The organism is Ornithinibacillus bavariensis (genome assembly GCF_018333235.1).
Taxonomy (GTDB): domain Bacteria; phylum Bacillota; class Bacilli; order Bacillales; family Amphibacillaceae; genus Ornithinibacillus; species Ornithinibacillus bavariensis.
In genome coordinates this window covers 407,296-432,004 of sequence record NZ_BORP01000001.1, presented here as the reverse complement: position 1 = coordinate 432,004, position 24,709 = coordinate 407,296, and the positions used below count along the sequence as shown (strand labels likewise).

The window sequence follows — 24,709 nt, the reverse complement described above, 5'->3', positions numbered from 1 at the left end:
GTGCACTGTTCTTTATTTCTTAATTGGAATCCATATCTCACTATAATAATCTTCTGATGATGGGTCTTCATCACTCAAATATACTTCCATTTCTGGGCCACCTGAATGTTCATAGCCAGTAGCTGGAAACCATTCTGAGAAGATTCTGTTCCATACTTTTGGCATTGCATCAGGCATAGCACCATGAACTGGAAAAACAGCCCAGGTAGAGGCAGGGATTTCCCTTTCTTCCCAACCAGAAGGTAATTGATCGATATTCTTTTCAGCTCCAATGAAATAGGTTAAATGCTCCTGTGTTGAATCAAAATCTAAACAAATACCTAATAATCCAAGCGGGCCACAGTTCTTTGCAAGCTCGGACGATAACCCGTTTGTATTGGATTCGTTCCAGAATGCTGCAATTTCTCGATGATTTTCTCCATTAACAGTACGAGTCCTAATGCTTTTACCAACTACTAAAAATCTTTCCTTTTCGACAATTTTGTAATCCATTTCCACATCACCCTTTATTTGAATTTGAAAGGAAAGCTTTGGATATGCCTTCAAGGACTGACTACTCTTCTTGGCCATTGAAGGACTTACATTATGAATTTTTCGAAAGGCTTTCGTAAACGCTTCAGGGCTTTCATAGCCATACTTAATAGCAATATCGATAACCTTTGCATCAGAATATACCAACTCCTGAGCTGCTTTAGTAATTCTACGGTTTCGGATATACTCGCTCAAGGTAAATCCCGTTAACATGGAAAACATTCGTTGATAGTGAAACTTGGACATGCATGCTACTTTAGCGATATCCTCAATTAATAATTCACCATCTAAATTATCTTCAATGAACTCAATACTAGCAACCATATACTGAAGTCTCTCCATTCTCTCTCCCCTTTCTAAATTCAGATTATCAAAGTATTTATCGAAAAACCTGCTTTTCCTTGCTCACTTATGACAGGTTCATAGACTAACTTTTTGCATAATCCTGAAACCAATTAATTAAATATAGGTGATCTGGATATTGAATAAAGACAACCTGCGAGAGTTCCTTGAAACTTGCAAGTAATTTAGTTTCTATTGTAGCATCGCCCTCTTACCAACGTGCTATAATTTGATATAACCTTCCCTCATCGATTCATACTTTTTCGATAACTGATTACAATTTGCTTCAACTTCTTCTATAGTTAAATATTGATTTATCATTCATCTTCACCCTACTAGAATTTGCTTTTATCTATGTTAAGAGGATTACTCCTATTTTAACGTTATAAGGCGTCACTTTATTGTTTACTATTTAGTTACTATTGTAAATAAAAATTAGATCTAATGGGGATTATATTACAAAAAAAGAGACCAATACGAATTGGACTCTAATATCATATTTCACTTTTACTATATATCTCTACACCCATTAACGCCTGGGTTGCTAGATGATCAGCTTCACCATTTTTCTTCCTAGATATTAATTGAAATTCTGGATTAATTCCTAGCTTTTCAACATCCCCTTCAATTCTATCAATCCATAGCAGCAATTCAGCATCATAGCATGGCCATTCATCATTCAATTGATTAATAACCCCTTGAGAATCACCAATAAATATAACTGGCATATGTTGAACACCTAGAAATTCCAGCTCCTTTACTGCTAAATGTAATGCTGCGTACTCCGCTTCACCATTTGTATTTAACTCCTCAACAAGAGCATTTTTTCGAATGCGATATTGTTTTCCTCCCTGTTCAAAATAAATAGCACATCCTAATCCTGACTTCTTCGTGTTCCCATCGAAACCACCATCAAAAAATACAGTAATATCATGTGGAACAGCTTCTACCTTTGTCACATACTTCTTAAGTTCCTTTATGGTCCATGTTGTATCGTATTGATCATATAAAGTTAATTGCCTTACTCGCCCAGTTTTAACTATGTCTTCCGCTAATAATAAGGCTTTTTCCGGAGTTATTTCTTCTGATTTGAATCCTATCTCTGTGCCCGTTGGAGTTTTATATTTCCATTCGATGAACAGCTTCATCCCTATCCTCCCATCCTATCTATTATCTCTTATCTCTTATTTTCTACCTGACATCCTTTAACCATTCACAATTTTATATGCTAGGTATAAACTATTACACCTACACATTATTACCTTTTAAAAAAAGCCCTAGGAAAAATTCCTAGAGCTTTATGTTAGCGCAATTTATTTACATATTGACGCTTATTATCGATTGTCCCACTTAAACAAATCGCTGCTGGATCCTTCGTTATGTCTAGTTCAATATCTGATCCATCCTTTGGAAGGGTTTCTTCAAATATTACCTCATATTCTTCTACAGACACTTCTTTTCGTCTAGCAAATAGTTGTTGGTGAGCTTCTACAAAAAGGTGCTTCTTAAAGCCAGGCTGTAAGATTCCTGAGAAAAACTCTCCAACTGCTCCAGATCCATAGCTATACATGCCGATTCTAGCTCCGTCTTGTAATTCTTCTTTATTCTCAAGTAGAGATAGTAAGCTTAAATAAAGAGAACCGGTATAAATATTCCCTACATTTCGGTTGTATGTTGTACTAGCTTGATAATTATACAGTAAACGATTTTGAACATCCTCAGAAGCTTCATCTAAAACCGTTCTGAGAGCTTTAAGACCCATTTTTGTATACGGAAGATGGAAGCAGATTGCCTCCATATCACTTAATTGAAGTCCTGCTTTTTCCTTATATGCTTCCCATACCTTATTAAAGAATAAAATATATTGTTCATTGGAAAACTTTCCATCTACAAAAGCCATGTCCGAATATATTGGACGCCAAAAATCCATGATATCATTTGTCAGATAAACATTATGCTCTTCTAATTCCATGATTCTTGGATTCGCGCTAATAATCATTGCCACTGCACCGGCGCCTTGCGTAGACTCTCCAGAAGTTTTTAGACCATATCTTGCAATATCAGAACCTAATACAAGCACTTTACTATCAGGATTAAGAGCGATATGTCCTTTTGCCATTTGAATTCCAGCAGTAGCTCCATAGCAAGCTTGTTTTACTTCAATTGCTCTTGCATGAGGATTTAATCCCAAAAGCTGATGCACATAAACAGCACCCGATTTAGAGTGATCGATACCAGATTCAGAACCAAATATGACAAAGTCAATCTTTTCTCTGTCCTCATCATCGATAATTTCTAATGCTGCATTTGCTGCTAAAGAAACCGAATCCTGTGTAACAGGGGCAACAGCCATTTGACTTTGTCCAATACCTATAGTAAATTTCTCTGGTTCTACGTTTCTTGCAACAGCTAGCTTATTCATATCCACATAAATATGTGGGGCATAAAATCCTATTTTATCAATACCAATTTTCATGTTGACTTCCCCTCCTGACCAATTCCCTTTCATTATATCCATTTGTGAAAAAACACACAAATGATTTATAGATTATATATCAAAATGAAAATTCATCGAAACGAAAAAAGTAAGCCCGTCCAGAATTATTGGACAGGCAGATAACCATTACCCATTATCACGCTTCCGTTTGTTTTTCTTTCCATTAACATTTAAAAACTCCGTATCACTTGCTATCTCGACATCTTGTTTGTCGTTTTTCTTAGGTTCTGTATTATATTTAATTCCATGGTTCTTTTGTTTACCTGTATCACGATTTTGATTCTTATTCTGTTCAGACATAATAATCTCCTCCTTGAACTTCATATCAAGGATTATTATATCCAGAGATTCATTTCTTATTTTTTTGTAAATTGATACTCTACTTCGTCTTTCCCCATTACTACTTTCATATCATATTCATCCAAGAACCAAGCATCCTTTTCATTAAAGTAAAAAGTAATTCCTTCTATTTGTTGATTTACACCGATTTCTCCATCAAGGCCTACAGATATTCCTAAAAAATAATTTGGATGCTCTGTTTGAATCCCACCATATATCTTCAAGAAAAATTGAACATAGTCCCCTTTTTCCAAACCCATCTCATCCATATACCACTTCGCTGCCTCTTCTGTAATTTGTAAACTCATCGGTACACCCCACTCATTAATTTTCACTATCTATTCTATTATAGATTAACTCAAAAAGCAGACTATATGACCTCACATTTCTTAAAAATTCCTGTCATATTTGATACATAAGAAAAAGGAGGACCCCCCTCCTACCTCAACCTTTATTAAAATTTGGGCTTAATTGACTCCATACATCAAAGATATTGCCATCTAAATCATAAAACACAAAGTTGTAGCCAGGATGTCCACGGTCTTCGATTTCTCCTAATATTACTTCTTTTGTTTGAAGAAAGGCATGAAATTCTTCTAATTGTTTCAATCCATCTACTTCAAACGTTAAAGAAAAGTGTATTCTCCCATTGGCATCCTTAAATCCTATATGTTCCGTTGGCATCGCCTTGACCAAGAAAAAGCTTTGATTAGCAAAATCTAAAATTGCTTTCATTTCATCCCGGTAATTTTCTATCGCTCCGAGTATTTCCTGATACCACAAGGACGCCTTTTCTGGATCTTTAACAGGCAAATAAGTTGTTCCAACACGTTTAATATAATTAACCACTCAACATCTCCCTTTCTAGAATTATCTATAACATCTTATAATCGTATAACCATTACTCTATTTAATAATTGCTTCGATATTATCCTTTGGATAAATCTCTCCATCTGTCGCTCCATTAGCTTCTGTAAAAACCATCATAATTCCATCAACATGGGTTGTTGTATTTGCTTATTGTAACCTCCAAAAAATGATACTAGACAAGCACCTTCTCATAACAAACACATTCATGAACGCGGTTAAACTTTTTCATTATCTGTTCTTTATTCTCACCCACATAATGTGCAAATGTTACGACTGGAAATAGCTCGGGAACCGTGTATTTTATATGTCCACTTAGCTCTTCATTTCCCTCCAAATATACATGCAAATAAGAATCAACCTTATTAAATCCGCTCTTCTTATACCAAGCGTTGACCCAATCATCATCTCGTGTCCATGCTTCCAAGCGGTTAAGCTGCTTTTCTTTTGCAATTTCTTCCCCTTTCTTTAGAAGCTCTGAAGCAATGCCTTTACGACGATAATCGGGATGCACAGCAATATGCCATATCATACCACCAAGACCCGATCCTCTTGAACAAATTGTGCGCTCTTCCTTCTCATACTCTATATCTAATAATCCAACGATTTGATTATCCTCTACTGCAACAAGTTCAATTGCGGAATGATCATACGCTTCCTTTTGTTTCAAAACATTATCAAAATATGCAGTATCTAAAAATGCCAATACTCTGCAGCGCACCCATCCCTTTTCATCATCTGGTTGATATGTCCTTATCTGCATAATTTCTGTCCCCTTTATTTCGTATAATTTCAAAATACGTAAACTACTTCCATATGCGTTGAACATCGATTAAACTAAAATTTTTAAAAACAAGCTTATAAATATCTGGCATCTCTAGCGTTCTCCAAAACTGATATCCATACGTTTTGTCAAAATAGCTCATCATTAGTACCATAATATTGCCATGAGTACCTATTACAATGTTTTTTCTCTCATTTTCGGCAAGTATGTTTTTTAATGCTTTACATCCTCTTTTTTGAGCGTCTCGATTGGATTCGCCACCCGGAAAGGAGAAGGAATCATCGTGCCAAACCCTTTCGATAGCTGCTTGAAAGTCTTCCACAGGATCTACCGATAGTCTTCGTTCCTTAAAATTATCTTCCAATATAATATGTTTACTAATATGCTGAGCAATTCCATGAACTGTTTGAATTGCTCGCTTATAGGGACTTGAATATACAAGGTCAATATCTTTTTCTCTTAGAAGTTCTGTTATGTGCTTTGCATCTTTTAATCCCTTAGCGGACAGTGGTCTACCTAGTTCGTCGGGGGTATATATGGAATGAGCATGTCTTACGAAATAAATAGTGGTCATCATTTCGTCCCCTTATCTATGTTATATGGAAAATCTTAGCATAATTCAGATTACTAGAAAACAAATCTTTTTTAATAAAGTTACTTTAACTTAAATATAAGAATTAGTAATTCCTAATGACATTACCCTATTGATACTCTTTACATAGAATTCCCTTTCACCATTACCCTTTTAAAATCAGTATTATTTAGTATGAACATATTTCACAATATCGTAACGAGCAGGACAAAAGTAATATCTATTCCCGTGCTAAACTAAGAATAAAGAAAGCTAAGGTAATCACAAGAGGAAGGAGATGTTTACGATGCTGTCTGATCTCATGTTAGGATCTCGTAACAGTACACATCAGAAAATTTCTACTGAATTAAGAGAGCTTTTAAGTTCAATAGGTACAATAATAAAAATATATAAAGGTACCTATCTTTTCCATGAAGGTTTAGATGCCAACGAGATTTATATGGTTAATTCTGGACTTGTTCAAGTCTCAAAGTTAACTGCCGATGGAAAAGAGTTAATCCTCCGAATATGTAGCCATGATGATTTAGTTGGCGAACTTTCCTTATTTAGTGATGATCCTAACTATTTATTAAGTGCAAAAGTACTCGCTCCTGGTGAGGTCCTTGTCATTAATAAAGATGAGCTTGAAGAAAGTCTACTTTCAAATCCAATGTTAACCTTTGAATATATGAGGTGGACCAGTATCCATATGCGTAAGTCCCATTCAAAGATAAGAGATTTACTACTAAACGGAAAAAAAGGTGCACTATATTCAACCTTAATCCGTTTAGCAAATAGCTATGGTCTTGAACAGGATGAAGGCACATTGATTGATGTAGCCCTTACTAATCAAGAATTAGCTAATTTCTGTGCAGCTACCCGGGAAAGCGTTAATCGTATGCTTGTCGATTTAAGAAAGTTAGATGTTATTTCTATTGATAAAACGGGTAAAATTTTAGTTAGAGACATCGATTATCTTAAAAGTGAAATCGGCTGTGAAGGATGTCCTATAGAGATCTGTAACATTAACTAAATAGTAAAATACAGGAATTGTAAAAGTAAAACTAGTAATCGTTAACTATTATTCTTTCCAATACTATAGATGCCAGGTATCCACGTAATCTATCAATTATCCCGTGTCACCTGGCGTCTATTTTATTGGTGTACTCCCCAACTCTATCAACAAATAAATTCTAAATAAAAAAAATTACTACTCCAAAAGTTTATAAACAAAGATATCGATCCGAGTGTCTTCTGCTCTGCCAATTATTGATACACTTAAAACCTCCTAATCGCATCTTCAACTATATAGAAGACATCTGGGCGCTCAATTGGATTCCCACCAGTAAATACAAGCATTTGATTACCCATCTCATAAATATCAATTTGTAGAGCTTTCTATCACAGTAGGTGTGATATTTTTCACAAGGAATAGCCATAGATTGTCAAAAAACGTTTAGAAAATGTCCATCAAATTTGTAAATTTCAACGTAAAATAGAAGATAAGTGTTTGGTAGAGTCACTTATTTCGTTTAGATTGGAGATTGTTATTGATGAAAAAGCTTTTCCTCTTTGGTGGAACCATAGTACTGGTAGTAATCGGTGCTTTTTTTCTTATTAAATTTATCTTTTTAAATGATACAGCATCCGAAAAAACAACGGATATTTCTGAATTAGCAGCAAGGAAAGCCTTACCTCTTCCTCCACTACTAGAGGATTTAAATCCAGACCCAAATCAAGCTGAATTCCATTTGACAGCACAAAAAGGAAAGCTTGAAATCTTGGACGGAGTGGAATCACATACACTAGGCTATAATGGAAACTATCTTGGCCCAGTGCTTCGAGTTCGAGAAGGTGAAAAGGTTAAAGTCAAAATGAAAAATGATCTTGACGAAGCCACCACACTTCATCTGCATGGGCTTCGAGTAGACGGCGAAATGGACGGTGGTCCACATTCTGGAATTAAACCAGGTGAACGATGGGAGCCGGAATTTACAATTAATCAACCAGCTGCTACACTTTGGTACCATCCGCATATGATGGAAAAGACCGCTAAGCAGGTTTATGAAGGTTTAGCTGGACTTATATATATTGAAGATGAAAATTCAGACCAGCTTGCCATACCTAAGGAATATGGCGTGAACGATTTCCCGATAATTATTCAAGATAGACAACTAGATGCTTCTGGAAGCATGGAATATGATCCTGGGATGAATGATGTTATGATGGGACTTTACGGAGACACCTATTTGGTAAACGGTGCTATTAAACCATATCTTGAAGTTCCAAAAGGAATTGTTCGACTTCGACTTCTAAACGGTTCTAATGGTAGAACCTATCATTTTGAGCTAAGTAATCGAAGTGAATTTTATCAAATAGCTAGTGATGGAGGATTATTGGAAGAGCCAGTGGAAATGACTACTCTTCGTCAAAGCCCTGCAGAGCGAGCTGAAGTACTTGTAGACTTTTCCAAATTTAAAACCGGAGATACGGTAAGTCTTGTTGATGTGTCAACCGATGCCAAAATCGAATTAATGGAATTTGTTGTGACGAATAAAGAGTCGGGAGTTAACGAGATTCCAACTCAATTAGCAAAGATTTCTCACTATGATCCAAATAATGCTGTAAAGACAAGACAATTTGTAATGTCAGGTGTTGGGGCAACTCTTACCATTAATGATAAAACAATGGATATGACCCGTATTGATGAAGAAGTAAAATGGAATGATACGGAAATATGGGAAGTTACTAATCAACGAACTGGTATCAAAGGCGGTATGGCCCACCCCTTTCATTTACATGGTGTCCAATTTCAAGTAATTGATCGAGACGGAGAAAAACCACCAGAAAATGAGACTGGTTGGAAGGATACTATACTTATACAGCCGGGCGAAACCGTACGCATCATTACTAGTTTTAAGAATAAAGGAATTTTTATGTATCACTGTCATATTCTCGAACACGAGGATGCTGGAATGATGGGGCAATATGAGGTCAAATAATAGGCGTCTGGGCACTACTAGGAATAGTCACTTTTATTGACTAGCACCATTTTCATATTCCACTATTACCCTAATACATTTGTCCATTTCCATTTTTAACTAGCTTCATATGATGAAGTAAAGTTTAATGGAGGTGTATCATTTGTCTGTAGAATATTATCATGGTCTCTGTAATCGTTATAGAGGAAGAGCTGTCAAAATTGTAACCCGTGATGGTAGGGTTCATCGCGGAATCATTCATCGTGTTGATGGAAGAAGGGTATATTTACGTCCTATAGATGGTGCTAGAAATTTAGGTGGCTATGGATATGGATTTTTTGGTGGATTTGGTTATGGGCTAGCCTTAGGTGCTATAACTTCTATAGCATTACTTCCTTTCTTCTTCTGGTAATCGTTAAGCATTCTAGTACGAAAAACTCTCCTAATGAAACATTATGAAATAGGAGGTGTTCAGCATGCTTCCAATAGTCCCAGGAAGGCGACCGATGCCACCTAGTCGTCCAAGATTTGTACCGCGAAATGAACAAAGAAGACAACCGAACACGACGAGCAATGTACTTGCTATGTTTCGGGATAACGATGGGAACCTTGACTTAACAAAGGTTCATACTACTGTGAAACAAATTAATGATATTTATTCCCAAATTAGCCCTATGGTTTCTCGTTTTATAAAAAGATAATAGACTTCCTCCTCATTGTCAGATCCAAATCTTTTTGGATCTATTTTTTCCCATAAAGCTGATAAAACTAAGAAGAGTAACCTAGTAGGCTACTCTTCCTTTATGATTAGAGAGGAATTTAAAGGTAATAGATGAAATTATGGTAGAGAAAACCATGCTTTTAATCCAAAATCTCTAATAATTGATAATGCATCTTATTCAAAGCGCCACTGACAAAAAATAGAAGGATAAAAATAACACTACTCTTCGTGCAAAACCTCAGACCAGCTCCAAATCCTAAACCACGGCTACCAAATACTCTATCCATACCAACCGTATTCACCATAGGGTCCTTCTCTGAATATGAAAGGTATTCCCTAAGCTACAATATTAATTGCTATTAATACACACCTCCAACATAAGCAGTACCAACAATAATTAACAGAATGAATAAAACTACTACTAACGCAAATCCTTCTCCGTATCCAACTCCACCGCCACTCATTTTATTACACCTCCTTAACTAATTACACAATACTATATGTCTTTAATTAGAATGCTGATAAGGATAGAATCCTATGTTTTATGTATTTAGGCATGAAAGAACTATTTAGGACTTCTGACATAGAATAGTAAAAGGTTAATAGACTAGACGGATAGAATTACTAAATAATCGAAAGGAGCTATATCATGTATATTCGCAGAGCTTCTAAAAAAGAAACGAATGAAATACTGAAACATGCACATCAGGTTTTTATAGAGTCAACCAATGGACTATTCGATACAAATTTAGAAAAGGCTAAACAAATTAACTCACTTTTTCTCTCAAATGGTGGATATTATCTAATATGGTATGAGAATGATACGATTCTAGGTTGGATTGGAGTAGGGATAACATTTGATCCTTTTACAGATGAGGAAATCGGAATTATTCCAGAATTATATGTCCTTCCTCCACATCGTAATAAGGGAATAGCGAAGAAACTATGTCATGCAGCAATGAATAACTTTAGAAAACAAAAATGTAAACGAGTGCAGCTTAATGTATTCGAAAATAATTTGGCAAAAAATCTTTATCGTATACTAGGATTTCGTGATATTTATACAACAATGGAAAAAGTACTTGATTAATTTTATACGATAATCTCTCCCAATTTAACAAAGTCGCAGGATCTAACTGCGACTTTGTTTATTGTAATTTTTTCAATACAAACCTTTCTATAACATGCCATGGTAAAAATTTTTTAACGAACCATAAGGACTTAGCACCCTTCCCTATAGGATAGCGTAGTCTTGGGTGCTTTGTTTCGCATATTTTTCGAGCAAGTCGCGCAACCTCTTCAGGATGGTCACTAGCATTTTGATAAGCCTGTTGTGCAAGCGTAAATACTTTTTTCTTTATCGTATCCTCATCCTTTATGTATGCCCCTATGGCAAGACCCTTTTCCCATATCCCTGTTTTGTAAGAGGCAGGCTCCACCAATGAAACGTAAATATTTTCAGGAAGCAGCTCAAGCCTTAGACTTTCACTGAATCCTTCAACAGCAAATTTTGACGAACAATAAGGCCCCATACCTGGAAATCCAAAATAACCACTGACACTACTAAGATTAATTATTTTCCCATTTGGAGATTTTCTCAACAAGGGTAAAAAGTATTTCGTAGTTTGAACCAAACCAACAAGATTCGTTTCATATTGGTTTTTCCATTCTTCCATAGGTAAATCAGTGATAAAACCACCTTGCGAATAACCAGCATTGTTTATTAAAACATCTAATTTTGAGTATTTTTGACTTACTAGCTCAGAAACTGATGTGATTTGTGCTTCATTTGTCACATCCATATCTACTAACTCTAGCCGTTCTCCCCGTTCGAGCAGATTAATCTTCTCCTCTAGCTCCCTGCCATTTTCCTTATTCCTCATTGTCGCGATAACATGATACCCTGCACGAATCAGCTCAATCGTAATTAATTTCCCAAACCCGCCATTTGCACCCGTAATCAATGCAACTTTCAAGAAAACTCCCCCCAATCTTTATCCAGTTTCTCAACGCTTACAAGCATTGCTAAGAATATATACATTATAGTATATAAGACTTTCTTGCGTATAAGAAATCCACATTGAGCTTAATAAAGACCTAACTTCCTAAAATTTAACCATACTAATGAAGGGTTTCTTTAAAAAGCTATAACGAAAACTAATAGAAAGATAAAATTCCAAATAAATGCATATATTTTTTAACAATTACGACTTGACCAAATTTTTCGTTAGTGATAATTTTTATTTAGTCTATAAAAATAATTCAACGAGGAAGATTGATTATGCGTACTACATTATCCATTGCTGGCGTAGCGGCATTTATTTTCCTATTAGCTACCATCCCATTTTCTATCACTATTACAGAAGGAAATCTAGTAATTGATTTCCAGGTAATACTCTTTTACGTCAAAGATTATGTCGCCAGTATAGGGAACGGAGAAATCTTTCATTATCAGGTTGGAAAAAGCGGAACATACAATCTTCTTGCCGATTTACCTCCTTATTTTCTAACTTCACTACAATATCTTACCCTTTCTGGCTTTATTACTATTTGTATGAGTATGCTAGTTTCAGCGTGGTCCAGTAAATCGAAAAGGGAGTGGGTGAAGGACATCATCGGTTTCCTTGGTACCTTACCTGACTTTATTTTAATCTTATTTTTACAGCTTGGAGTTGTATTTATCTATCAGTCAACTGGATTTAAGATAGCTAAAGTTGCCTCCCGCTCCGCAGATGAAAATGCCTTTTTACTGCCATTAATAACACTAACATTGATACCTACGATTTACTTAATTCGCACATTATCAGAGCGGACGTACGATGTGCTTGCTGAAGATTATATTTTATCTGCAAAAGCTAAAGGGTTAAAAAAGCGGCACATCTATATGCACCATGTCATTCGTAATGTCTTACCTTACTTAAAGGCAGATTTACATAAAGTTATCGCTATAATGATGAGCAATCTATTTATTGTGGAGTATCTGTTTAATGTAAGAGGACTTACTACATTGTTATTTGGTGGGACAATGTATCAATATAATCTTGTTGTAAATACATTATTTTCACTTGTTCTGCTTTATTTACTAATCTATTGGTTGCTTAGGCTACTCATTTTGATCATGGAGAGGGTGTTTGCACATGGGTAATTGGCGGTTATGGCTAGGAATCATTGCATGCAGCTTCCTCATACTCATTGCCATTTTTGGACCATTTTTTGCCCCATATGAAAAGGACTATGTAGAGCCTACAGGATATTATTATAACAGCTCCGATGATTTCGGCTTTTACACCTCCCCCTATCCTCCCTCGAAGAAGCACCTTCTTGGGACTGATCAATGGGGATATGACATCCTGACATTACTACTATATGGAGCGAAATATACCTTGTTTGTAGGGATTGGGGTTGCATTTTTACGAATCTTAATTGGTGGTTCTCTTGGAATATGGTTTGGGCTGTCTAACAAAGAGAAGAAAAAAACAAAGCAGTCAATATTCGGGCTACTTGGTAGTATCCCTGCTTTTTTAATTGTTTATTTTTTACTTGTTGGTATAACTATCAATTCCTCATTATCTGTCATGGAGTTAGTATTATTACAGTCATTTTTAATGGTTATTATAGGATTCCCTGGGGTATATGCTGCTACGTATAGTAAAACAAGTGAGCTAAGAAAAGAGCAATTTATTATAGCGACTAAAGCACTAGGCGCAGGTAAATTACGTATTCTATGGAAGCATATTTTACCACATTTAAGAGGAACACTACTTGTCATGTTTGTAAAAGAAATCATTTTAGTTCTTACCTTAATAGGACAGTTAGGCATTTTTAATCTTTTCCTTGGGGGTACCATATTTCGCTTAGGTGGAGGTGACCCACCAGTATATATTTCCATTAGTAGGGATTGGGCGGGTTTAATTGGACAATGGCGATCCTTTGTGTATGATTCTCAGTGGATTTTATACTTCCCTTTACTTGCCTTTATTTTCCTCTTATTTTCTTTTTATATGTTATCAAGGGGAATCGAACTAAAACACAAATCTACCTTACAGAAGTTTCCACATATCTAAATAAGAACCCGAAATGAACCGCATCCTTAACGAACATACTGTGTATTATAAATGGGGTGCGGTTTAAAAATATCATCAAGCTGAGGTTCTCTTCGATTTAATAGATTCATTTATTATTGTTCTCAGATAATCGTTTTATACGGGAAGAATTCTCCTCCATTACCTTAAGACTCTTTTTCAGATCCATAATCTCTTTGTAGGTTACGTATAAAATACTATAGCGTACTTTCTGATAACCCTCAGTATCCATCTTTTTCCCCAACCGAATTAGCCACTCTTCTATTGTTTCTGACTTTCTCCTCCCCCTTTTATTTTCCCTTGCAATTATAGGGTTTTTCCGGAGCATATTTAACCAATCCCTATTAATTGAATATCAGTACAAATAAACCAGATTGAAAGAAAAGAATTACTACAACACCAGTTCAAAAAGAATCACTCGAAAAAAGGATAGCACGTGGACATTTTCACCTGTGTAGATTTTTAGAAATATTCTCTTGTTGAAGAGGTATGGAAGGTTTTTGTATTAGGTAAGCATTTTTTCGATTGTTTTTGCTTACATATAGTAGTAGGACTGTTAATAAACATATTGTAATATGATCAATATTGGAGAGGTTGCTATGTCTACAGCTCAATATAAAAGGATAAATGGACAAAAAATCTTTGTTCAGATGATTGGAGAAGGAGAAGCTATAGTCTTCCTACATGGAGGACCAGGTAGTGAGCATCGTTTTTTCCTACCGTATATATTGCCCTTATCCAAAAAATTTAGGCTAGTTTTATATGATCAGAGGGGGTGTGGTAGATCTGAAAGAGACCCCAACAATCAATATACGATGCGTGAAGAAGTGGAAACATTAGAAGAATTACGCAAGGAACTAAATCTAAAAAAAATGAACCTATTTGGAGAATCTTGGGGAAGTATTTTAGCATTGCTTTATGCAACTACCTATCCAGAAAAGGTGAAGAAGCTTTTTCTTACTGCTACTATCGGAATAAATGCTGCTGGACTTAAATCCTTTGAAAGAGAATTATTGAAAAAAATCTCCATAAAAGACAAAGTTAAACTAGTCCATGTAGAAAGAAAAATGAACAAAGGAACTGCTTCGGTTGAGGATGTTTTACAAATTTTAGATCCATATTATGTATTTGCAAAAAGTTCCATTGAAAATAAAGCACAGACCATGATGAACCAGACGGTTAACCATTTCATTGGTGAGGATATTAGCAATAATTACGATCTTACGACAGAACTAGATAAACTTAAAGAAATACCGATACTTATCGCGCAAGGAAGCCACGATATCCTTCCACCAAGGAAAATAAAAAAACTACTAACAAACTTCCTATCCCATGCTGAACTACATGAGGTACATAATTGTGGCCATTGGACCTTTATGGAGAAGCCTAATGAAATTAATCGTTTAGTAGAGGATTTTTTTAACTAATTTAGTTTAGTTAATATGCTGATTACTTTAATAAGATATACTGCCCCCAATTGTTATTGATAAACTAAATTAACAATTGGGGGCAGTATAGGATGGATTAACAATTTTTCACACGTCAAAAATAATAGTTCAGCCTATCTTAATTGTGTCTGCATCCACTTCAGCTAATGATACTTTCCAAATAAATGTTAATCCAAAGCCTAAAAACATAATAACTGCGGCAAACAAATATGGATAGTGAATGTTCACATCAAATAGCATGCCACCCAGGGCTGGACCCACGATATTACCTAAGCTCGTATAGGTTGAGTTCATACCTGCAACAAATCCCTGTTCTTTACCTGCTGCCCTTGATAAATAAGTGGTTAAAGCAGGTCGTAATAAATCAAATGCTAAGAAGATGATCGATGCAACGATTAGTACCATTAAGAAGCTTGATACTACTGCCGAAGCAACTGCTAAAATTGTTCCGACTACTAAGCAAATTTGGATCAATTTCTTTTCACCGAGTGTATCTACCATTTTTCCAAACAGGAAAAGTTGTACAAGTACTCCAAAGATGGAGCTAATTGTAATAATCACAGCAATGTCTTTTGGAGTGAAACCGAATTTATGATCAGAAAACAGACTAAATACTGTTTCATATGCTGACAATCCAAAAGCAAGAACAAAAACAATAACAAATGCGATAAAGTATGATGGATGAAGGGACTTTTTAAAATCTCTTAAAATATTGCTTCGTTTTGAATTCGCAGAGATTTCAGCAAGCTGTTCCTTTGTAAGTGGCTCCTTTAGGATAAATATCGAAATAATACAAGCTAGAAAAGCGATCGCTGCTGCAAAGTAAAACGGCATTCGGATACCGTACTCCGCTATAAATCCTCCAATCCCTGGTCCAATTATAAAACCAGTGCTAATGGCTGCAGACATATATCCCATGGCTTTAGAACGTTCCTTAATGGAAGTAACATCAGCTATATAAGCAGTTACTCCTGGCATAATTAAGGCTGCGCAAACCCCTCCTAGCATTCGTGAAACATAAAGCACTGACACATGTGTTCCTAACCCAAAGATGAGCTCCGATACTCCAAAAAGGAATAGCCCGATAATGATCATTTTCTTTCTACCAAATTGATCAACAAAACGTCCAGCAATTGGTGAAACAAGTAATTGTGTAACAGCAAAAACCGCCACAAGATAACCCATTGTTTGTCCTGATAAGTCCATGATATTTATAAATGAAGGCATTACCGGAATAATAAGTCCGATACCAAGAAATGGGATAAATATATTGCTAAGTAATATAATGATAATCATTTTTTGTTCTTTTATAGGTTTTTGCATATAATTTTCCTCTCTTTTGCTAATTCAACGCTGTGAGATACCTTTCCAATAAATTTTCCATGATGCCTCTAGTTTTTCTTCTAGTCTTTTTTCATCATTTCCGTATACTAGTTCCAGATAGATGGAATCCACTACTCCTAAAAAGGCAAGCGTCAGTGTTCTTGCCGAAAATCCTACAAGTAAGGATGCATCAAGCCAGGTCTGGAATTTATTCTCAAGAAGCTCGTGTACTACCTCATCAATATCAACAGCTTCTGCCTCTATTTCCTTTGCAAGATGAGCCGGAGGAAAAAAAGACATTCTTAGCCAAAACTTTAACTGCTCACTTTTTTGAAATAGATTAATGACAAACCTTAGAAATCCATATAAATCTTCTTTAGGATTATACGAATTAAGTGAATTAAAATATTGTCGTGTAGCAGATAATTCATTTTCCTTTGCATCATGTAATACTTGTAAAAATAAATCGTCCTTCCCTTTAAAATGTGCATAAATCGATTGTTTCTTCATGCCAACCTCTTCTGCAATCTGGGATAAAGACGCACCTTCATATCCATGTATCGTAAAGTATTTTAAAGCGACTGTTTTTATTTGATCACTCTTCATTAATATACCCCTTACTAACGAACGGTCGTAAGGTACATAGTAGCAAAATGTTATAACTATGGCAAGGAAGAATGACTGAGAGCTTGATGATTGGGCAACTTCTGAAACCTACCCTTTAAACGATATTTCTGGTGATTCAGTTTACTCTTTAAATATTAATACCGTGAAGACAAATTTAGGAAAATGGATATTATTCATATATGTATAATAGAGACATAGCTATTAAAGAAATCCACTATTATATTTCAAATAGTGGATTTGCCACTGACCTTACCGCTAAATGGATAGTAGACTAATAATATTAATATTATCAGAAAATAAAAAACAGCACTCTCCCAAAAAAGGAAAGTGCTGTTGTGTTTTATCTGATTAAAACCTTAAATGCTTTCATCATTATTTATCTGCTTCATCACATCTTTACTAATTAGTTTTAGTCTAACAATTTTAGGTGCTGTATGATCACAGGAATAAGAACAATGATTACATATGATAGCTATTATTATTGCATCAATCGCAGCAATAGTTATTCATTTCCTATTGATTAACAAAATAGATACTTCCCTCATACAATATTATTAAAATTGGAGTTGATTATCATGGTGAAATGGATTAATGTTTCGATGTCAAAACATCAATTAAAGCTTTTTGATGGAAGCACCCTTATAAAAACCTATCCTATTGCTGTTGGAAAAATAGTGTCGCCCACTCCTTTTGGATCTTATAAAATAATTAATAAACAACCTAATCCAGGTGGACCATATGGTGTATTTTGGATGGGCCTGTCAAAACCTCATTACGGTATACATGGGACAAATAACCCATCTTCAATTGGTAAGAATGTTTCACATGGATGTATTAGAATGTATAACCGAGATGTTTTGGATTTAGCATCTAGAGTCCCAATTGGTACTGATGTTGTTATTCGTAAATAATTATAAGGATTGTGCCTCATGCTGTAAAAATCAGTACTTCAAATCCCGCTCCCCAAAAGCTCTCTCATTTCTTGCTCTTTTTCTTCATGATAATTATAAGGTCTGGGTTATCCTTTTTGCATACCTACTTTTATGTAGACAAGCAGTTTAACGTAACAGGAAAAGATATTATGAATCTATTTCATGTAGAATTCATTCAACTTTACTTTCATTAGTTTAGAATGGTATTAAAACATAATATTTTATGAGAAAGGGATTGTTAAAATGGACAAGTGCATTTAATTGATCCCAATCTAATAAATACAGTTGAAAGGAGAAATACTCTGTCGGCAAAATGAGGATTATAAAATAGTAAAGCGATTCCTTTACTTCTCAGGAATCGCTTTATATCAATGTTTAATGCTGATGATTCCGATTGGGCTCGAACCAACGACCTCCACCCTGTCAAGGTGGCGCTCTCCCTGCTGAGCTACGGAATCATGTTATTATACTTGTCTAGTATCTATTATTATATGGAAAGGATGAAAACCTGTCAATCTATATAAAGATACATCGTATCGAACATGAGCTGCCCTCCACCTTATCCAGGTAGAGGGTAGGGTAACATTATTATATACTTACCTAATATTCGTATTTTGATCAAATACCAATAGCCACTTCCCATTCACATTTTCAAAAAGAAGATGTAGATAATAATTCAATTGATATGGATTTCCTTTCTCATCAAAATCATCATAATGTACATAAAGTAGTGCGGATGCCATTTGTTCTGTTTCTCTAGTATTTATCACTTCAAACTCAATGCACCAATCATTATCAGCAAACCAATCCTCATGGAAACGGATGAATTCCTCTCTACTTTGGATTAGCTTCCCATTACCCAAAACTAATGAAATTGAAACTGGATGAATGGTAGAATCAAAATCCGTTATGTTTTTCTTCATCACCGAATTCAAATGAAACGTTAGAGCTTGTCTAAAAGTCATTCACTATCCCCCTCTTCGAATTACTTCAATCATATTTAAATTCGACATTATAAATATATTTACCTTTATATTTTTTTCTCTAAGCTATAAACCTCCCATTTTATTCGACACTCGAAATATATCCTTGGAACAATACCGATTTATCCGATATAATTATAATCATCTAATATATTACGATAAAAAGTTTCATTATTTCGACAACGGGGGTTTACTTTTGTGAAAACGGTCTTTTCTTTTTTAAAGCCATATAAAATTGGTGCAATTGTCGCATTCAGTCTGATGCTTATTGAACTTGCCGTGGAACTACTACTTCCTTTCTTTCTTGGCAAAATGATTGATGATGGCGTACTAAATAAAGATTTAGGTAACATCGTTATGTGGGGAAGTATTATGATTGGGCTTGCACTTTTCTCATTTATTTCTGGATTGACTAATTCCTTTTTTTCATCCCACGTAAGCTGGGGGTTTGCACATGATATTCGGGAAAGGCTGTTCCGAAAAATCCAGGAATTTTCCTTTGCAAATTTGAATCACTATCCAACATCCCATCTTATGACACTCTTCACCAATGATGTACGCCAGGTTCAGAACACTATTTTCATGGGGCTGCGAATCATGGCCAAGGCACCATTACTAGCAATAGGTGGCGTGATTATGGCATTTGTCGTCAATCCAAGATTAGCGATTATTTTCCTAATAACCGTTCCACTTTTAATAGGATTCCTATTATGGGTATTAAAGTTTGCCTCTAAAATGTTTAACCATGTGCAAAAAAGCATCGACAATGTGAATCAAGTAATGCAGGAGAACCTTGCAGGAATGCGGTTAATCAAAGCTTTCTTCAGACGCGACTTTGAGGAAGAACGCTTCCAGGATGCGAATACAAATCTTCGTGATGTTACGAGAAGAACTTTTCGCTTTATAGAGGCATCTATGCCTGTTCTTCTTTTTGTCATGAACTTAAGTATTATTGTGATTCTCTGGATTGGGAATAATCAGTCCCTAGCTGGTACTACAGAAGTTGGAGATGTGGTAGCTACTGTGAACTATGCGATGCGTGTAGCAATGGCAATTTCAATGTTTTCATTCATTATTATGGCGATTTCGCGTACGAAGGCATCTTCTGAACGAATTAGCGAGGTACTGTTAGAGGAGGTTGATCTATTAGATCATAACGATGCAGACATGAACCAGATAGTAACAGAAGGAAAAATTGATTTTCGGGATGTATCATTTCAGTACCCTACTTCTGATTCACCTGTATTATTCAACGTAAGCTTTACCGTATATCCCGGGGAAAAGCTAGCAATTATTGGTGCAACTGGATCAGGTAAGTCATCCTTATTTCAACTGATTCCAAGACTATATGATGTATTAGACGGTGAAATTCTTATTGATGATAAACCAATCACTTCCTATCGATTGGATATATTACGCAAGAGTATTGGCTATGTTCCACAGAGTCCACTCTTATTTAGTGGTCCGATCAAAGACAATATCTCTTGGGGAAAAGACAATGCAACAGAGGATGAAATAATAAAAGCAGCAAAAAATGCGCAAATACATGATACCATTATGGAATTACCTAATCAGTACGAAACACAAATTGGTCAAAAAGGGGTAAATTTATCTGGTGGTCAAAAGCAGCGAATTTCTATTGCTCGAGCATTAATTCGGAAACCTAAAATCTTAATGCTAGATGACAGTACAAGTGCACTCGATTTAGCTACCGAAGCCCGATTACTTGATGCTATCCAGGACGACTTGAATACTCTATTGATTATTACACAAAAGGTTTCTACTGCCATGAACGCAGATCGAATTTTGTTATTAGATGAAGGAAATATTTTATCAATCGGTACACATGAAGAATTAATGCATGAGTCCGAATTTTATCAGAGGATTGTTGAATCCCAATTTGGAAAGGAGCTTCCACATGTCCATTAAACAAGCGCTTAAACATCCTTTTCAATATAAAAAAATACCAATCAATTCGATAGCTGAAGAAGTCACTAAAAAACGAGCGAATGATGCGGTCGGTACCATAAAGCGAGTTTGGTCTTATTTAGCTAGAGAAAAAGCAAAATTATGGCTCGTTATTTTAATGGTACTCATCAGCTCTGCTATGAGCTTACTCGGTCCATTTATGGTTGGTAAGGCAATTGATAGCTTTATTGTTACGAAGGAAGTATCCGGACTTGGTTTATTAGTGATTGGTTTGATTACCGTCTATATATGTCACTCCCTTTCTGTCTTTCTTCAAAGCTTTTGGATGATTGGAATTGCCCAAAATACCGTGTACGATTTGCGTTCTGATTTATTCCGTAAATTCCACCGTTTACCAATCGCATACTTTGATAAAAGACAGCACGGTGAATTAATGAGCCGTGTAACCAATGATATTGATAACGTCAATAATACATTGAATCAATCTGTTATCCAAGTGTTTTCTAGTATCATTACTCTTATTGGAACTATCGCAGTAATGCTCTATTTAAGCCCACTACTAACCATTGTAACCATGTCCATTGTTCCAGTTATGTTTGCTGCTACCCGTTGGATTACTAGACGTACTGGTCCATTGTACAAACTTCAGCAAAAGCGCCTTGGAGAGCTCAATGGTTATGTGGAAGAAACCATTTCCGGACAGCATGTTATCAAAACATATTCCCAAGAGGAGCGTGTTATTAACGAATTTGAGAAAAGGAATAAAGATCTAAATCATTCTGGGTTCTGGTCATTAACGATATCTGGCTTTATTCCAAAGGTAATGAACATGCTTAACTTTTTAAGCTTTGGTATGATTGCGCTGGTTGGTGGAGTTCTTGCATTAAATACAGAATTGGTAACTGTTGGGGTAATTGTTATCTTCACCGAGTACGCGAGACAGTTCACCCGACCATTAAACGAACTTTCTAATCAATTTAATTTACTTCTTTCTGCAGTAGCTGGTGCGGAGCGCGTATTTCATGTAATGGATGAGGTGGAAGAAGAGCTAGATGAAGATGGAGCAATAGAGCTAACACATACAAATGGGCATTTTTCCTTTGAAAATGTGTCATTTGGGTATGAGGAGAACGCTACATTATCTAATGTTACCTTTGAGGCGGTACCTGGTCAATCCGTTGCCTTTGTCGGCCATACTGGAGCCGGTAAAACTACCATGATTAATCTGATTTCCCGTTTTTATAATTATGACAGTGGTAGAATTACATTAGATGGAATTGAGTTAAAGAATATTAAACGTTCTAGTCTTCGGTCTCATATGGCTTTCGTTTTACAGGACTCCTTCCTCTTCCATGCTACGATTCGTGAAAATATTCGTTACGGCCGTTTAGATGCGACAGATGAAGAGGTCGAAAATGCAGCTAAGAAAGCCAATGCACATGATTTTATTGAACAATTACCAGAAGGCTATGATACCGTTCTAGACCAGGACGGTAGTGGAATCAGTCAGGGGCAAAAACAATTATTAACAATAGCAAGGGCCTTTGTTGCAGAGCCTTCTATATTAATATTAGATGAAGCTACTAGCAATATTGATACAATAACCGAACTAAAAATACAGGAAGCTTTAAAGGAATTGATGAAAGGGAGAACGAGCTTCATCATTGCCCACCGCTTAAATACCATACAGGAAGCAGACCAAATCATTATGCTAGAGCATGGGCACATTTTAGAAAAAGGAAGTCATGAAGAACTACTGAACAAGAAAGGACATTACTACAACCTATATAAAAGCCAGCTTCGTGAAGTTGTTGGTAGTTAACATTACAACTCCCCTATTTTCATGGTAAACTATGGTTATGAAGCTAATGAGGTGAGTTAAAATGGGCAGAAAAGGAAAAATGCTTGAAAGAGAAATTACTAGTAATTATTTACATGAAACAATTACACTAAAAATCTATTTGCCAGAATCTTTTTCACCTTTGTATAAATACCATATCTGTATCATGCAGGATGGCAATGATTATTATCAGCTCGGTAGGGTTGCTACATTTAGCGACCGATTACATGAGGAAGCTGAAATTGAAAATACAGTTTTTGTTGGAATTCATTATAAGGATCGGTACGATCGATTAAAAAAGTATCATCCAAAGGGTGAACAATATGAAGCATATACGAAGTTTTTAATTAAGGAGGTTATTCCATTATTAGATGACTTCCTTCCTACCTATCATATGGGGGGAACTCGTGCTTTAATGGGAGATTCACTAGCAGGTACTCTCGCTTTACTAACGGCAATCCGATATCCAAATACATTTGGAAAAGTCATTATGCAGTCTCCGCTTGTGGATGACATCGTACTAGAAGCTGTTCAAAATGCAAATAAGATACAGGCTTTGGATATTTATCATACAATAGGTACAGCTGAAACGAATGTAGAGACAACTGAAAAGCCAAATGTTGATTTCATAACACCTAACAGAAAGCTGAAAGAGCTTTTAGATGAAAAAGGGCTCACATACTTCTACAAAGAGATACCTGATGGCAAACATACTTGGAAGTATTGGCAAGCAGATATGACAAATGCCTTGACATCCATTTTCGGAAATTAATTACAATATTGTTTAAATAGGTAAAAAAACACTTTTCTTAGCTTATTTTTTATTATAAATTAAGAGAAATCATAAACAATAATTAAAATAAACTGTAGGAGGTATAACATGAAATACGGTATTGCAATTTTCCCTTCCAAAAAAATTCAAGATGAGGCAAACTCATATCGTAAACGTTATGACCCGCACTACCCATTAATTCCACCACATATTACAATTAAAGAGGCATTTGAAGCAGATGATGCATTAATCGACGAGCTAGTACCGGAAATGAAGCGCATTGCTAATGAAACAGAACCGATTACAATTCGTATCAATAAGGTTAGCTCCTTCGTTCCAGTAACGAATACCATTTACTTGAAAGTCGAACCAAATCAACAGCTTGATGGTCTTTATGAGAAGCTACACTCTGGAAAATTCCCACAAAATACGAAATATACATTTGTACCGCATATTACGATTGGGCAAAAATTACTTGACGATGAATACTCTGATGTTTTTGGTCGTTTGAAAATGAGAAACTTTCAATTTGAAGAAATAATAGATCGTTTCCAACTTCTATATCAGCTCGAGAATGGTTCATGGACAGTATATGAATCTTTTGTATTTGGAAAGGAATAAGTATGGACATAAAAATAACACAAAATGCTAAAGAAAAAGAACATGCATTTCGTATACGTACCCTTGTATTTGTGGAAGAACAAAAGGTACCAGTCGAAGAAGAAATAGATGAATATGACAAAACTGCAATTCATTTTGTAGGCTATGAAGATAATAAGCCTATTGCTGCAAGTAGATTGCGTTTTGTTGAAGAATACGGTAAATTAGAGCGTATCTGTGTATTGAATGAATTTCGTGGAAAATCATATGGTAAGGAAATTATCGCTGCAATGGAACAGATTATAAAAGAAAATGGCTACAAAAGAGCCAAGCTAAATGCCCAAACACATGCAGAAGGCTTTTATCAAAAACTAGGCTACAAGACAGTTTCCGATAAGTTTCTGGATGCTGGTATTCCTCATGTGACGATGATAAAGGAATCCTTATAGTTTTATAGTACTGCCCCTTCTTTACTTTCCGAAGTAGAGAAGGGGCAATATTTTTATCGCCAATTTGAAATGTATGTTTTACCATATTCCG

Annotated in this window: 28 protein-coding genes, 1 tRNA gene and 1 pseudogene; 14 read left to right on the top strand and 16 right to left on the bottom strand. The window is 35.6% G+C overall.

Annotated elements, in window-relative coordinates; genetic code table 11:
• Window positions 1–12 precede the first annotated feature (12 nt).
• From KI338_RS02195 to KI338_RS02160, 8 genes are all read right to left on the bottom strand, one after another.
• Window positions 13–873, bottom strand: coding sequence for an AraC family transcriptional regulator (locus tag KI338_RS02195; protein ID WP_212919329.1), 861 nt, complete (start codon window positions 871–873; stop codon window positions 13–15).
• A 494-nt stretch (window positions 874–1,367) separates the two neighbouring features.
• On the bottom strand, window positions 1,368–2,021 hold the full coding sequence (locus tag KI338_RS02190; RefSeq protein ID WP_212919328.1) for a reverse transcriptase-like protein: 654 nt from the start codon (window positions 2,019–2,021) through the stop codon (window positions 1,368–1,370).
• Between the two features lie 155 nt (window positions 2,022–2,176).
• Window positions 2,177–3,349, bottom strand: coding sequence for a hydroxymethylglutaryl-CoA synthase (locus KI338_RS02185; RefSeq protein ID WP_212919327.1), 1,173 nt, complete (start codon window positions 3,347–3,349; stop codon window positions 2,177–2,179).
• 147 nt (window positions 3,350–3,496) lie between these two features.
• On the bottom strand, window positions 3,497–3,670 hold the full coding sequence (locus tag KI338_RS02180) for a hypothetical protein (RefSeq protein ID WP_212919326.1): 174 nt from the start codon (window positions 3,668–3,670) through the stop codon (window positions 3,497–3,499).
• 56 nt (window positions 3,671–3,726) lie between these two features.
• Window positions 3,727–4,017, bottom strand: a complete 291-nt coding sequence (locus tag KI338_RS02175; protein ID WP_212919325.1) for a HesB/YadR/YfhF family protein — start codon at window positions 4,015–4,017, stop codon at window positions 3,727–3,729.
• A 136-nt stretch (window positions 4,018–4,153) separates the two neighbouring features.
• Window positions 4,154–4,558, bottom strand: a complete 405-nt coding sequence (locus KI338_RS02170) for a VOC family protein (protein ID WP_212919324.1) — start codon at window positions 4,556–4,558, stop codon at window positions 4,154–4,156.
• Between the two features lie 193 nt (window positions 4,559–4,751).
• Window positions 4,752–5,339, bottom strand: a complete 588-nt coding sequence (locus KI338_RS02165; RefSeq protein WP_212919323.1) for a GNAT family N-acetyltransferase — start codon at window positions 5,337–5,339, stop codon at window positions 4,752–4,754.
• Between the two features lie 43 nt (window positions 5,340–5,382).
• Window positions 5,383–5,934 carry a histidine phosphatase family protein gene (locus KI338_RS02160; RefSeq protein WP_212920023.1) on the bottom strand — a complete coding sequence of 184 codons (552 nt, stop codon included), beginning with the start codon at window positions 5,932–5,934 and terminating at the stop codon, window positions 5,383–5,385.
• Window positions 5,935–6,238: 304 nt separating this feature from the next.
• On the opposite strand from KI338_RS02160, the gene KI338_RS02155 reads away from it, so the two are divergent.
• On the top strand, window positions 6,239–6,964 hold the full coding sequence (locus KI338_RS02155) for a Crp/Fnr family transcriptional regulator (protein WP_212919322.1): 726 nt from the start codon (window positions 6,239–6,241) through the stop codon (window positions 6,962–6,964).
• Window positions 6,965–7,215: 251 nt separating this feature from the next.
• Here KI338_RS02155 and KI338_RS17905 read toward each other — a convergent pair.
• A pseudogene (locus KI338_RS17905) lies at window positions 7,216–7,329 on the bottom strand (radical SAM/SPASM domain-containing protein); the annotation flags it as partial.
• Between the two features lie 155 nt (window positions 7,330–7,484).
• On the opposite strand from KI338_RS17905, the gene KI338_RS02150 reads away from it, so the two are divergent.
• The 3 genes from KI338_RS02150 (at window position 7,485) to KI338_RS02140 (ending at window position 9,613) form a co-directional block, all read left to right on the top strand.
• Window positions 7,485–8,933, top strand: coding sequence for a multicopper oxidase family protein (locus KI338_RS02150; protein ID WP_212919321.1), 1,449 nt, complete (start codon window positions 7,485–7,487; stop codon window positions 8,931–8,933).
• Between the two features lie 142 nt (window positions 8,934–9,075).
• Window positions 9,076–9,324 carry a hypothetical protein gene (locus KI338_RS02145; RefSeq protein WP_212919320.1) on the top strand — a complete coding sequence of 83 codons (249 nt, stop codon included), beginning with the start codon at window positions 9,076–9,078 and terminating at the stop codon, window positions 9,322–9,324.
• A gap of 64 nt (window positions 9,325–9,388) precedes the next feature.
• Window positions 9,389–9,613 (top strand): YppG family protein, encoded by a 225-nt coding sequence (locus tag KI338_RS02140; protein ID WP_212919319.1) that lies wholly within the window; start codon window positions 9,389–9,391, stop codon window positions 9,611–9,613.
• Window positions 9,614–9,773: 160 nt separating this feature from the next.
• On the opposite strand, the gene KI338_RS02135 is transcribed toward KI338_RS02140, so the two are convergent.
• The gene (locus KI338_RS02135; protein ID WP_212919318.1) at window positions 9,774–9,938 is read right to left on the bottom strand and encodes a hypothetical protein; all 165 of its coding nucleotides are present in this window, start codon (window positions 9,936–9,938) and stop codon (window positions 9,774–9,776) included.
• Between the two features lie 54 nt (window positions 9,939–9,992).
• Window positions 9,993–10,097: a YjcZ family sporulation protein gene (locus KI338_RS02130; protein ID WP_212919317.1), complete on the bottom strand. Its 105-nt coding sequence runs from the start codon at window positions 10,095–10,097 to the stop codon at window positions 9,993–9,995.
• Window positions 10,098–10,282: 185 nt separating this feature from the next.
• Between KI338_RS02130 and KI338_RS02125 the strand changes: the two genes are divergently transcribed.
• On the top strand, window positions 10,283–10,723 hold the full coding sequence (locus KI338_RS02125) for a GNAT family N-acetyltransferase (protein WP_212919316.1): 441 nt from the start codon (window positions 10,283–10,285) through the stop codon (window positions 10,721–10,723).
• Between the two features lie 58 nt (window positions 10,724–10,781).
• On the opposite strand, the gene KI338_RS02120 is transcribed toward KI338_RS02125, so the two are convergent.
• Window positions 10,782–11,609 (bottom strand): SDR family oxidoreductase, encoded by an 828-nt coding sequence (locus KI338_RS02120; protein WP_212919315.1) that lies wholly within the window; start codon window positions 11,607–11,609, stop codon window positions 10,782–10,784.
• Between the two features lie 305 nt (window positions 11,610–11,914).
• Here KI338_RS02120 and KI338_RS02115 point away from each other — a divergent pair, with 305 nt between their 5' ends.
• The 3 genes from KI338_RS02115 to KI338_RS02105 all read left to right on the top strand — a co-directional run bounded on the left by KI338_RS02115 (window position 11,915) and on the right by KI338_RS02105 (window position 15,142).
• A complete protein-coding gene (locus KI338_RS02115; protein ID WP_212919314.1) occupies window positions 11,915–12,778 on the top strand; it encodes an ABC transporter permease subunit in 864 nt (287 codons plus the stop codon).
• The gene (locus KI338_RS02110) at window positions 12,771–13,697 is read left to right on the top strand and encodes an ABC transporter permease (protein WP_212919313.1); all 927 of its coding nucleotides are present in this window, start codon (window positions 12,771–12,773) and stop codon (window positions 13,695–13,697) included. Before KI338_RS02115 ends, KI338_RS02110 begins: the two co-directional genes overlap by 8 nt.
• 617 nt (window positions 13,698–14,314) lie before the next feature.
• Entirely contained in the window at window positions 14,315–15,142 is an 828-nt protein-coding gene (locus KI338_RS02105; RefSeq protein WP_212919312.1) for an alpha/beta fold hydrolase, read from the top strand.
• Between the two features lie 129 nt (window positions 15,143–15,271).
• Here the strand turns inward: KI338_RS02105 and KI338_RS02100 are convergent, their stop codons facing one another.
• Together KI338_RS02100 and KI338_RS02095 are read right to left on the bottom strand one after the other, a co-directional pair.
• Window positions 15,272–16,486, bottom strand: coding sequence for an MFS transporter (locus KI338_RS02100; protein WP_212919311.1), 1,215 nt, complete (start codon window positions 16,484–16,486; stop codon window positions 15,272–15,274).
• A gap of 24 nt (window positions 16,487–16,510) precedes the next feature.
• Window positions 16,511–17,092 (bottom strand): TetR/AcrR family transcriptional regulator, encoded by a 582-nt coding sequence (locus KI338_RS02095; protein WP_212919310.1) that lies wholly within the window; start codon window positions 17,090–17,092, stop codon window positions 16,511–16,513.
• Window positions 17,093–17,688: 596 nt separating this feature from the next.
• Between KI338_RS02095 and KI338_RS02090 the strand changes: the two genes are divergently transcribed.
• Window positions 17,689–18,024 carry a L,D-transpeptidase gene (locus KI338_RS02090; RefSeq protein ID WP_212919309.1) on the top strand — a complete coding sequence of 112 codons (336 nt, stop codon included), beginning with the start codon at window positions 17,689–17,691 and terminating at the stop codon, window positions 18,022–18,024.
• A 406-nt stretch (window positions 18,025–18,430) separates the two neighbouring features.
• On the opposite strand, the gene KI338_RS02085 is transcribed toward KI338_RS02090, so the two are convergent.
• Both KI338_RS02085 and KI338_RS02080 read right to left on the bottom strand, forming a co-directional pair.
• Window positions 18,431–18,503, bottom strand: a tRNA-Val gene (locus tag KI338_RS02085).
• Between the two features lie 138 nt (window positions 18,504–18,641).
• A complete protein-coding gene (locus tag KI338_RS02080) occupies window positions 18,642–19,010 on the bottom strand; it encodes a YybH family protein (protein ID WP_212919308.1) in 369 nt (122 codons plus the stop codon).
• Window positions 19,011–19,226: 216 nt separating this feature from the next.
• Here KI338_RS02080 and KI338_RS02075 point away from each other — a divergent pair, with 216 nt between their 5' ends.
• From KI338_RS02075 to KI338_RS02055, 5 genes are all read left to right on the top strand, one after another.
• On the top strand, window positions 19,227–20,957 hold the full coding sequence (locus tag KI338_RS02075; protein ID WP_212919307.1) for an ABC transporter ATP-binding protein: 1,731 nt from the start codon (window positions 19,227–19,229) through the stop codon (window positions 20,955–20,957).
• Entirely contained in the window at window positions 20,947–22,779 is a 1,833-nt protein-coding gene (locus KI338_RS02070) for an ABC transporter ATP-binding protein (RefSeq protein ID WP_212919306.1), read from the top strand. The genes KI338_RS02075 and KI338_RS02070 overlap by 11 nt, the downstream gene beginning before the upstream one ends.
• A 61-nt stretch (window positions 22,780–22,840) precedes the next feature.
• Complete coding sequence (locus KI338_RS02065) at window positions 22,841–23,569, top strand: alpha/beta hydrolase (RefSeq protein ID WP_212919305.1); 729 nt, start codon at window positions 22,841–22,843, stop codon at window positions 23,567–23,569.
• A 108-nt stretch (window positions 23,570–23,677) separates the two neighbouring features.
• Window positions 23,678–24,190 (top strand): YjcG family protein, encoded by a 513-nt coding sequence (locus KI338_RS02060; RefSeq protein WP_212919304.1) that lies wholly within the window; start codon window positions 23,678–23,680, stop codon window positions 24,188–24,190.
• Window positions 24,191–24,192: 2 nt separating this feature from the next.
• On the top strand, window positions 24,193–24,618 hold the full coding sequence (locus KI338_RS02055) for a GNAT family N-acetyltransferase (protein WP_212919303.1): 426 nt from the start codon (window positions 24,193–24,195) through the stop codon (window positions 24,616–24,618).
• The last annotated feature ends 91 nt before the right edge of the window (window positions 24,619–24,709 follow it).

Coding starts and splice junctions, on each gene's coding strand:
- KI338_RS02155 (WP_212919322.1), top strand. CDS start 6,239: ATGCTGTCTGATCTCATGTTAGGATCTCGTAACAGTACACATCAGAAA.
- KI338_RS02105 (WP_212919312.1), top strand. CDS start 14,315: ATGTCTACAGCTCAATATAAAAGGATAAATGGACAAAAAATCTTTGTT.
- KI338_RS02130 (WP_212919317.1), bottom strand. CDS start 10,097: ATGAGTGGCGGTGGAGTTGGATACGGAGAAGGATTTGCGTTAGTAGTA.
- KI338_RS02125 (WP_212919316.1), top strand. CDS start 10,283: ATGTATATTCGCAGAGCTTCTAAAAAAGAAACGAATGAAATACTGAAA.
- KI338_RS02055 (WP_212919303.1), top strand. CDS start 24,193: ATGGACATAAAAATAACACAAAATGCTAAAGAAAAAGAACATGCATTT.
- KI338_RS02195 (WP_212919329.1), bottom strand. CDS start 873: ATGGAGAGACTTCAGTATATGGTTGCTAGTATTGAGTTCATTGAAGAT.
- KI338_RS02135 (WP_212919318.1), bottom strand. CDS start 9,938: ATGGTGAATACGGTTGGTATGGATAGAGTATTTGGTAGCCGTGGTTTA.
- KI338_RS02100 (WP_212919311.1), bottom strand. CDS start 16,486: ATGCAAAAACCTATAAAAGAACAAAAAATGATTATCATTATATTACTT.
- KI338_RS02090 (WP_212919309.1), top strand. CDS start 17,689: ATGGTGAAATGGATTAATGTTTCGATGTCAAAACATCAATTAAAGCTT.
- KI338_RS02080 (WP_212919308.1), bottom strand. CDS start 19,010: ATGACTTTTAGACAAGCTCTAACGTTTCATTTGAATTCGGTGATGAAG.
- KI338_RS02190 (WP_212919328.1), bottom strand. CDS start 2,021: ATGAAGCTGTTCATCGAATGGAAATATAAAACTCCAACGGGCACAGAG.
- KI338_RS02180 (WP_212919326.1), bottom strand. CDS start 3,670: ATGTCTGAACAGAATAAGAATCAAAATCGTGATACAGGTAAACAAAAG.
- KI338_RS02175 (WP_212919325.1), bottom strand. CDS start 4,017: ATGAGTTTACAAATTACAGAAGAGGCAGCGAAGTGGTATATGGATGAG.
- KI338_RS02110 (WP_212919313.1), top strand. CDS start 12,771: ATGGGTAATTGGCGGTTATGGCTAGGAATCATTGCATGCAGCTTCCTC.
- KI338_RS02140 (WP_212919319.1), top strand. CDS start 9,389: ATGCTTCCAATAGTCCCAGGAAGGCGACCGATGCCACCTAGTCGTCCA.
- KI338_RS02060 (WP_212919304.1), top strand. CDS start 23,678: ATGAAATACGGTATTGCAATTTTCCCTTCCAAAAAAATTCAAGATGAG.
- KI338_RS02065 (WP_212919305.1), top strand. CDS start 22,841: ATGGGCAGAAAAGGAAAAATGCTTGAAAGAGAAATTACTAGTAATTAT.
- KI338_RS02070 (WP_212919306.1), top strand. CDS start 20,947: ATGTCCATTAAACAAGCGCTTAAACATCCTTTTCAATATAAAAAAATA.
- KI338_RS02115 (WP_212919314.1), top strand. CDS start 11,915: ATGCGTACTACATTATCCATTGCTGGCGTAGCGGCATTTATTTTCCTA.
- KI338_RS02160 (WP_212920023.1), bottom strand. CDS start 5,934: ATGACCACTATTTATTTCGTAAGACATGCTCATTCCATATATACCCCC.
- KI338_RS02165 (WP_212919323.1), bottom strand. CDS start 5,339: ATGCAGATAAGGACATATCAACCAGATGATGAAAAGGGATGGGTGCGC.
- KI338_RS02185 (WP_212919327.1), bottom strand. CDS start 3,349: ATGAAAATTGGTATTGATAAAATAGGATTTTATGCCCCACATATTTAT.
- KI338_RS02095 (WP_212919310.1), bottom strand. CDS start 17,092: ATGAAGAGTGATCAAATAAAAACAGTCGCTTTAAAATACTTTACGATA.
- KI338_RS02150 (WP_212919321.1), top strand. CDS start 7,485: ATGAAAAAGCTTTTCCTCTTTGGTGGAACCATAGTACTGGTAGTAATC.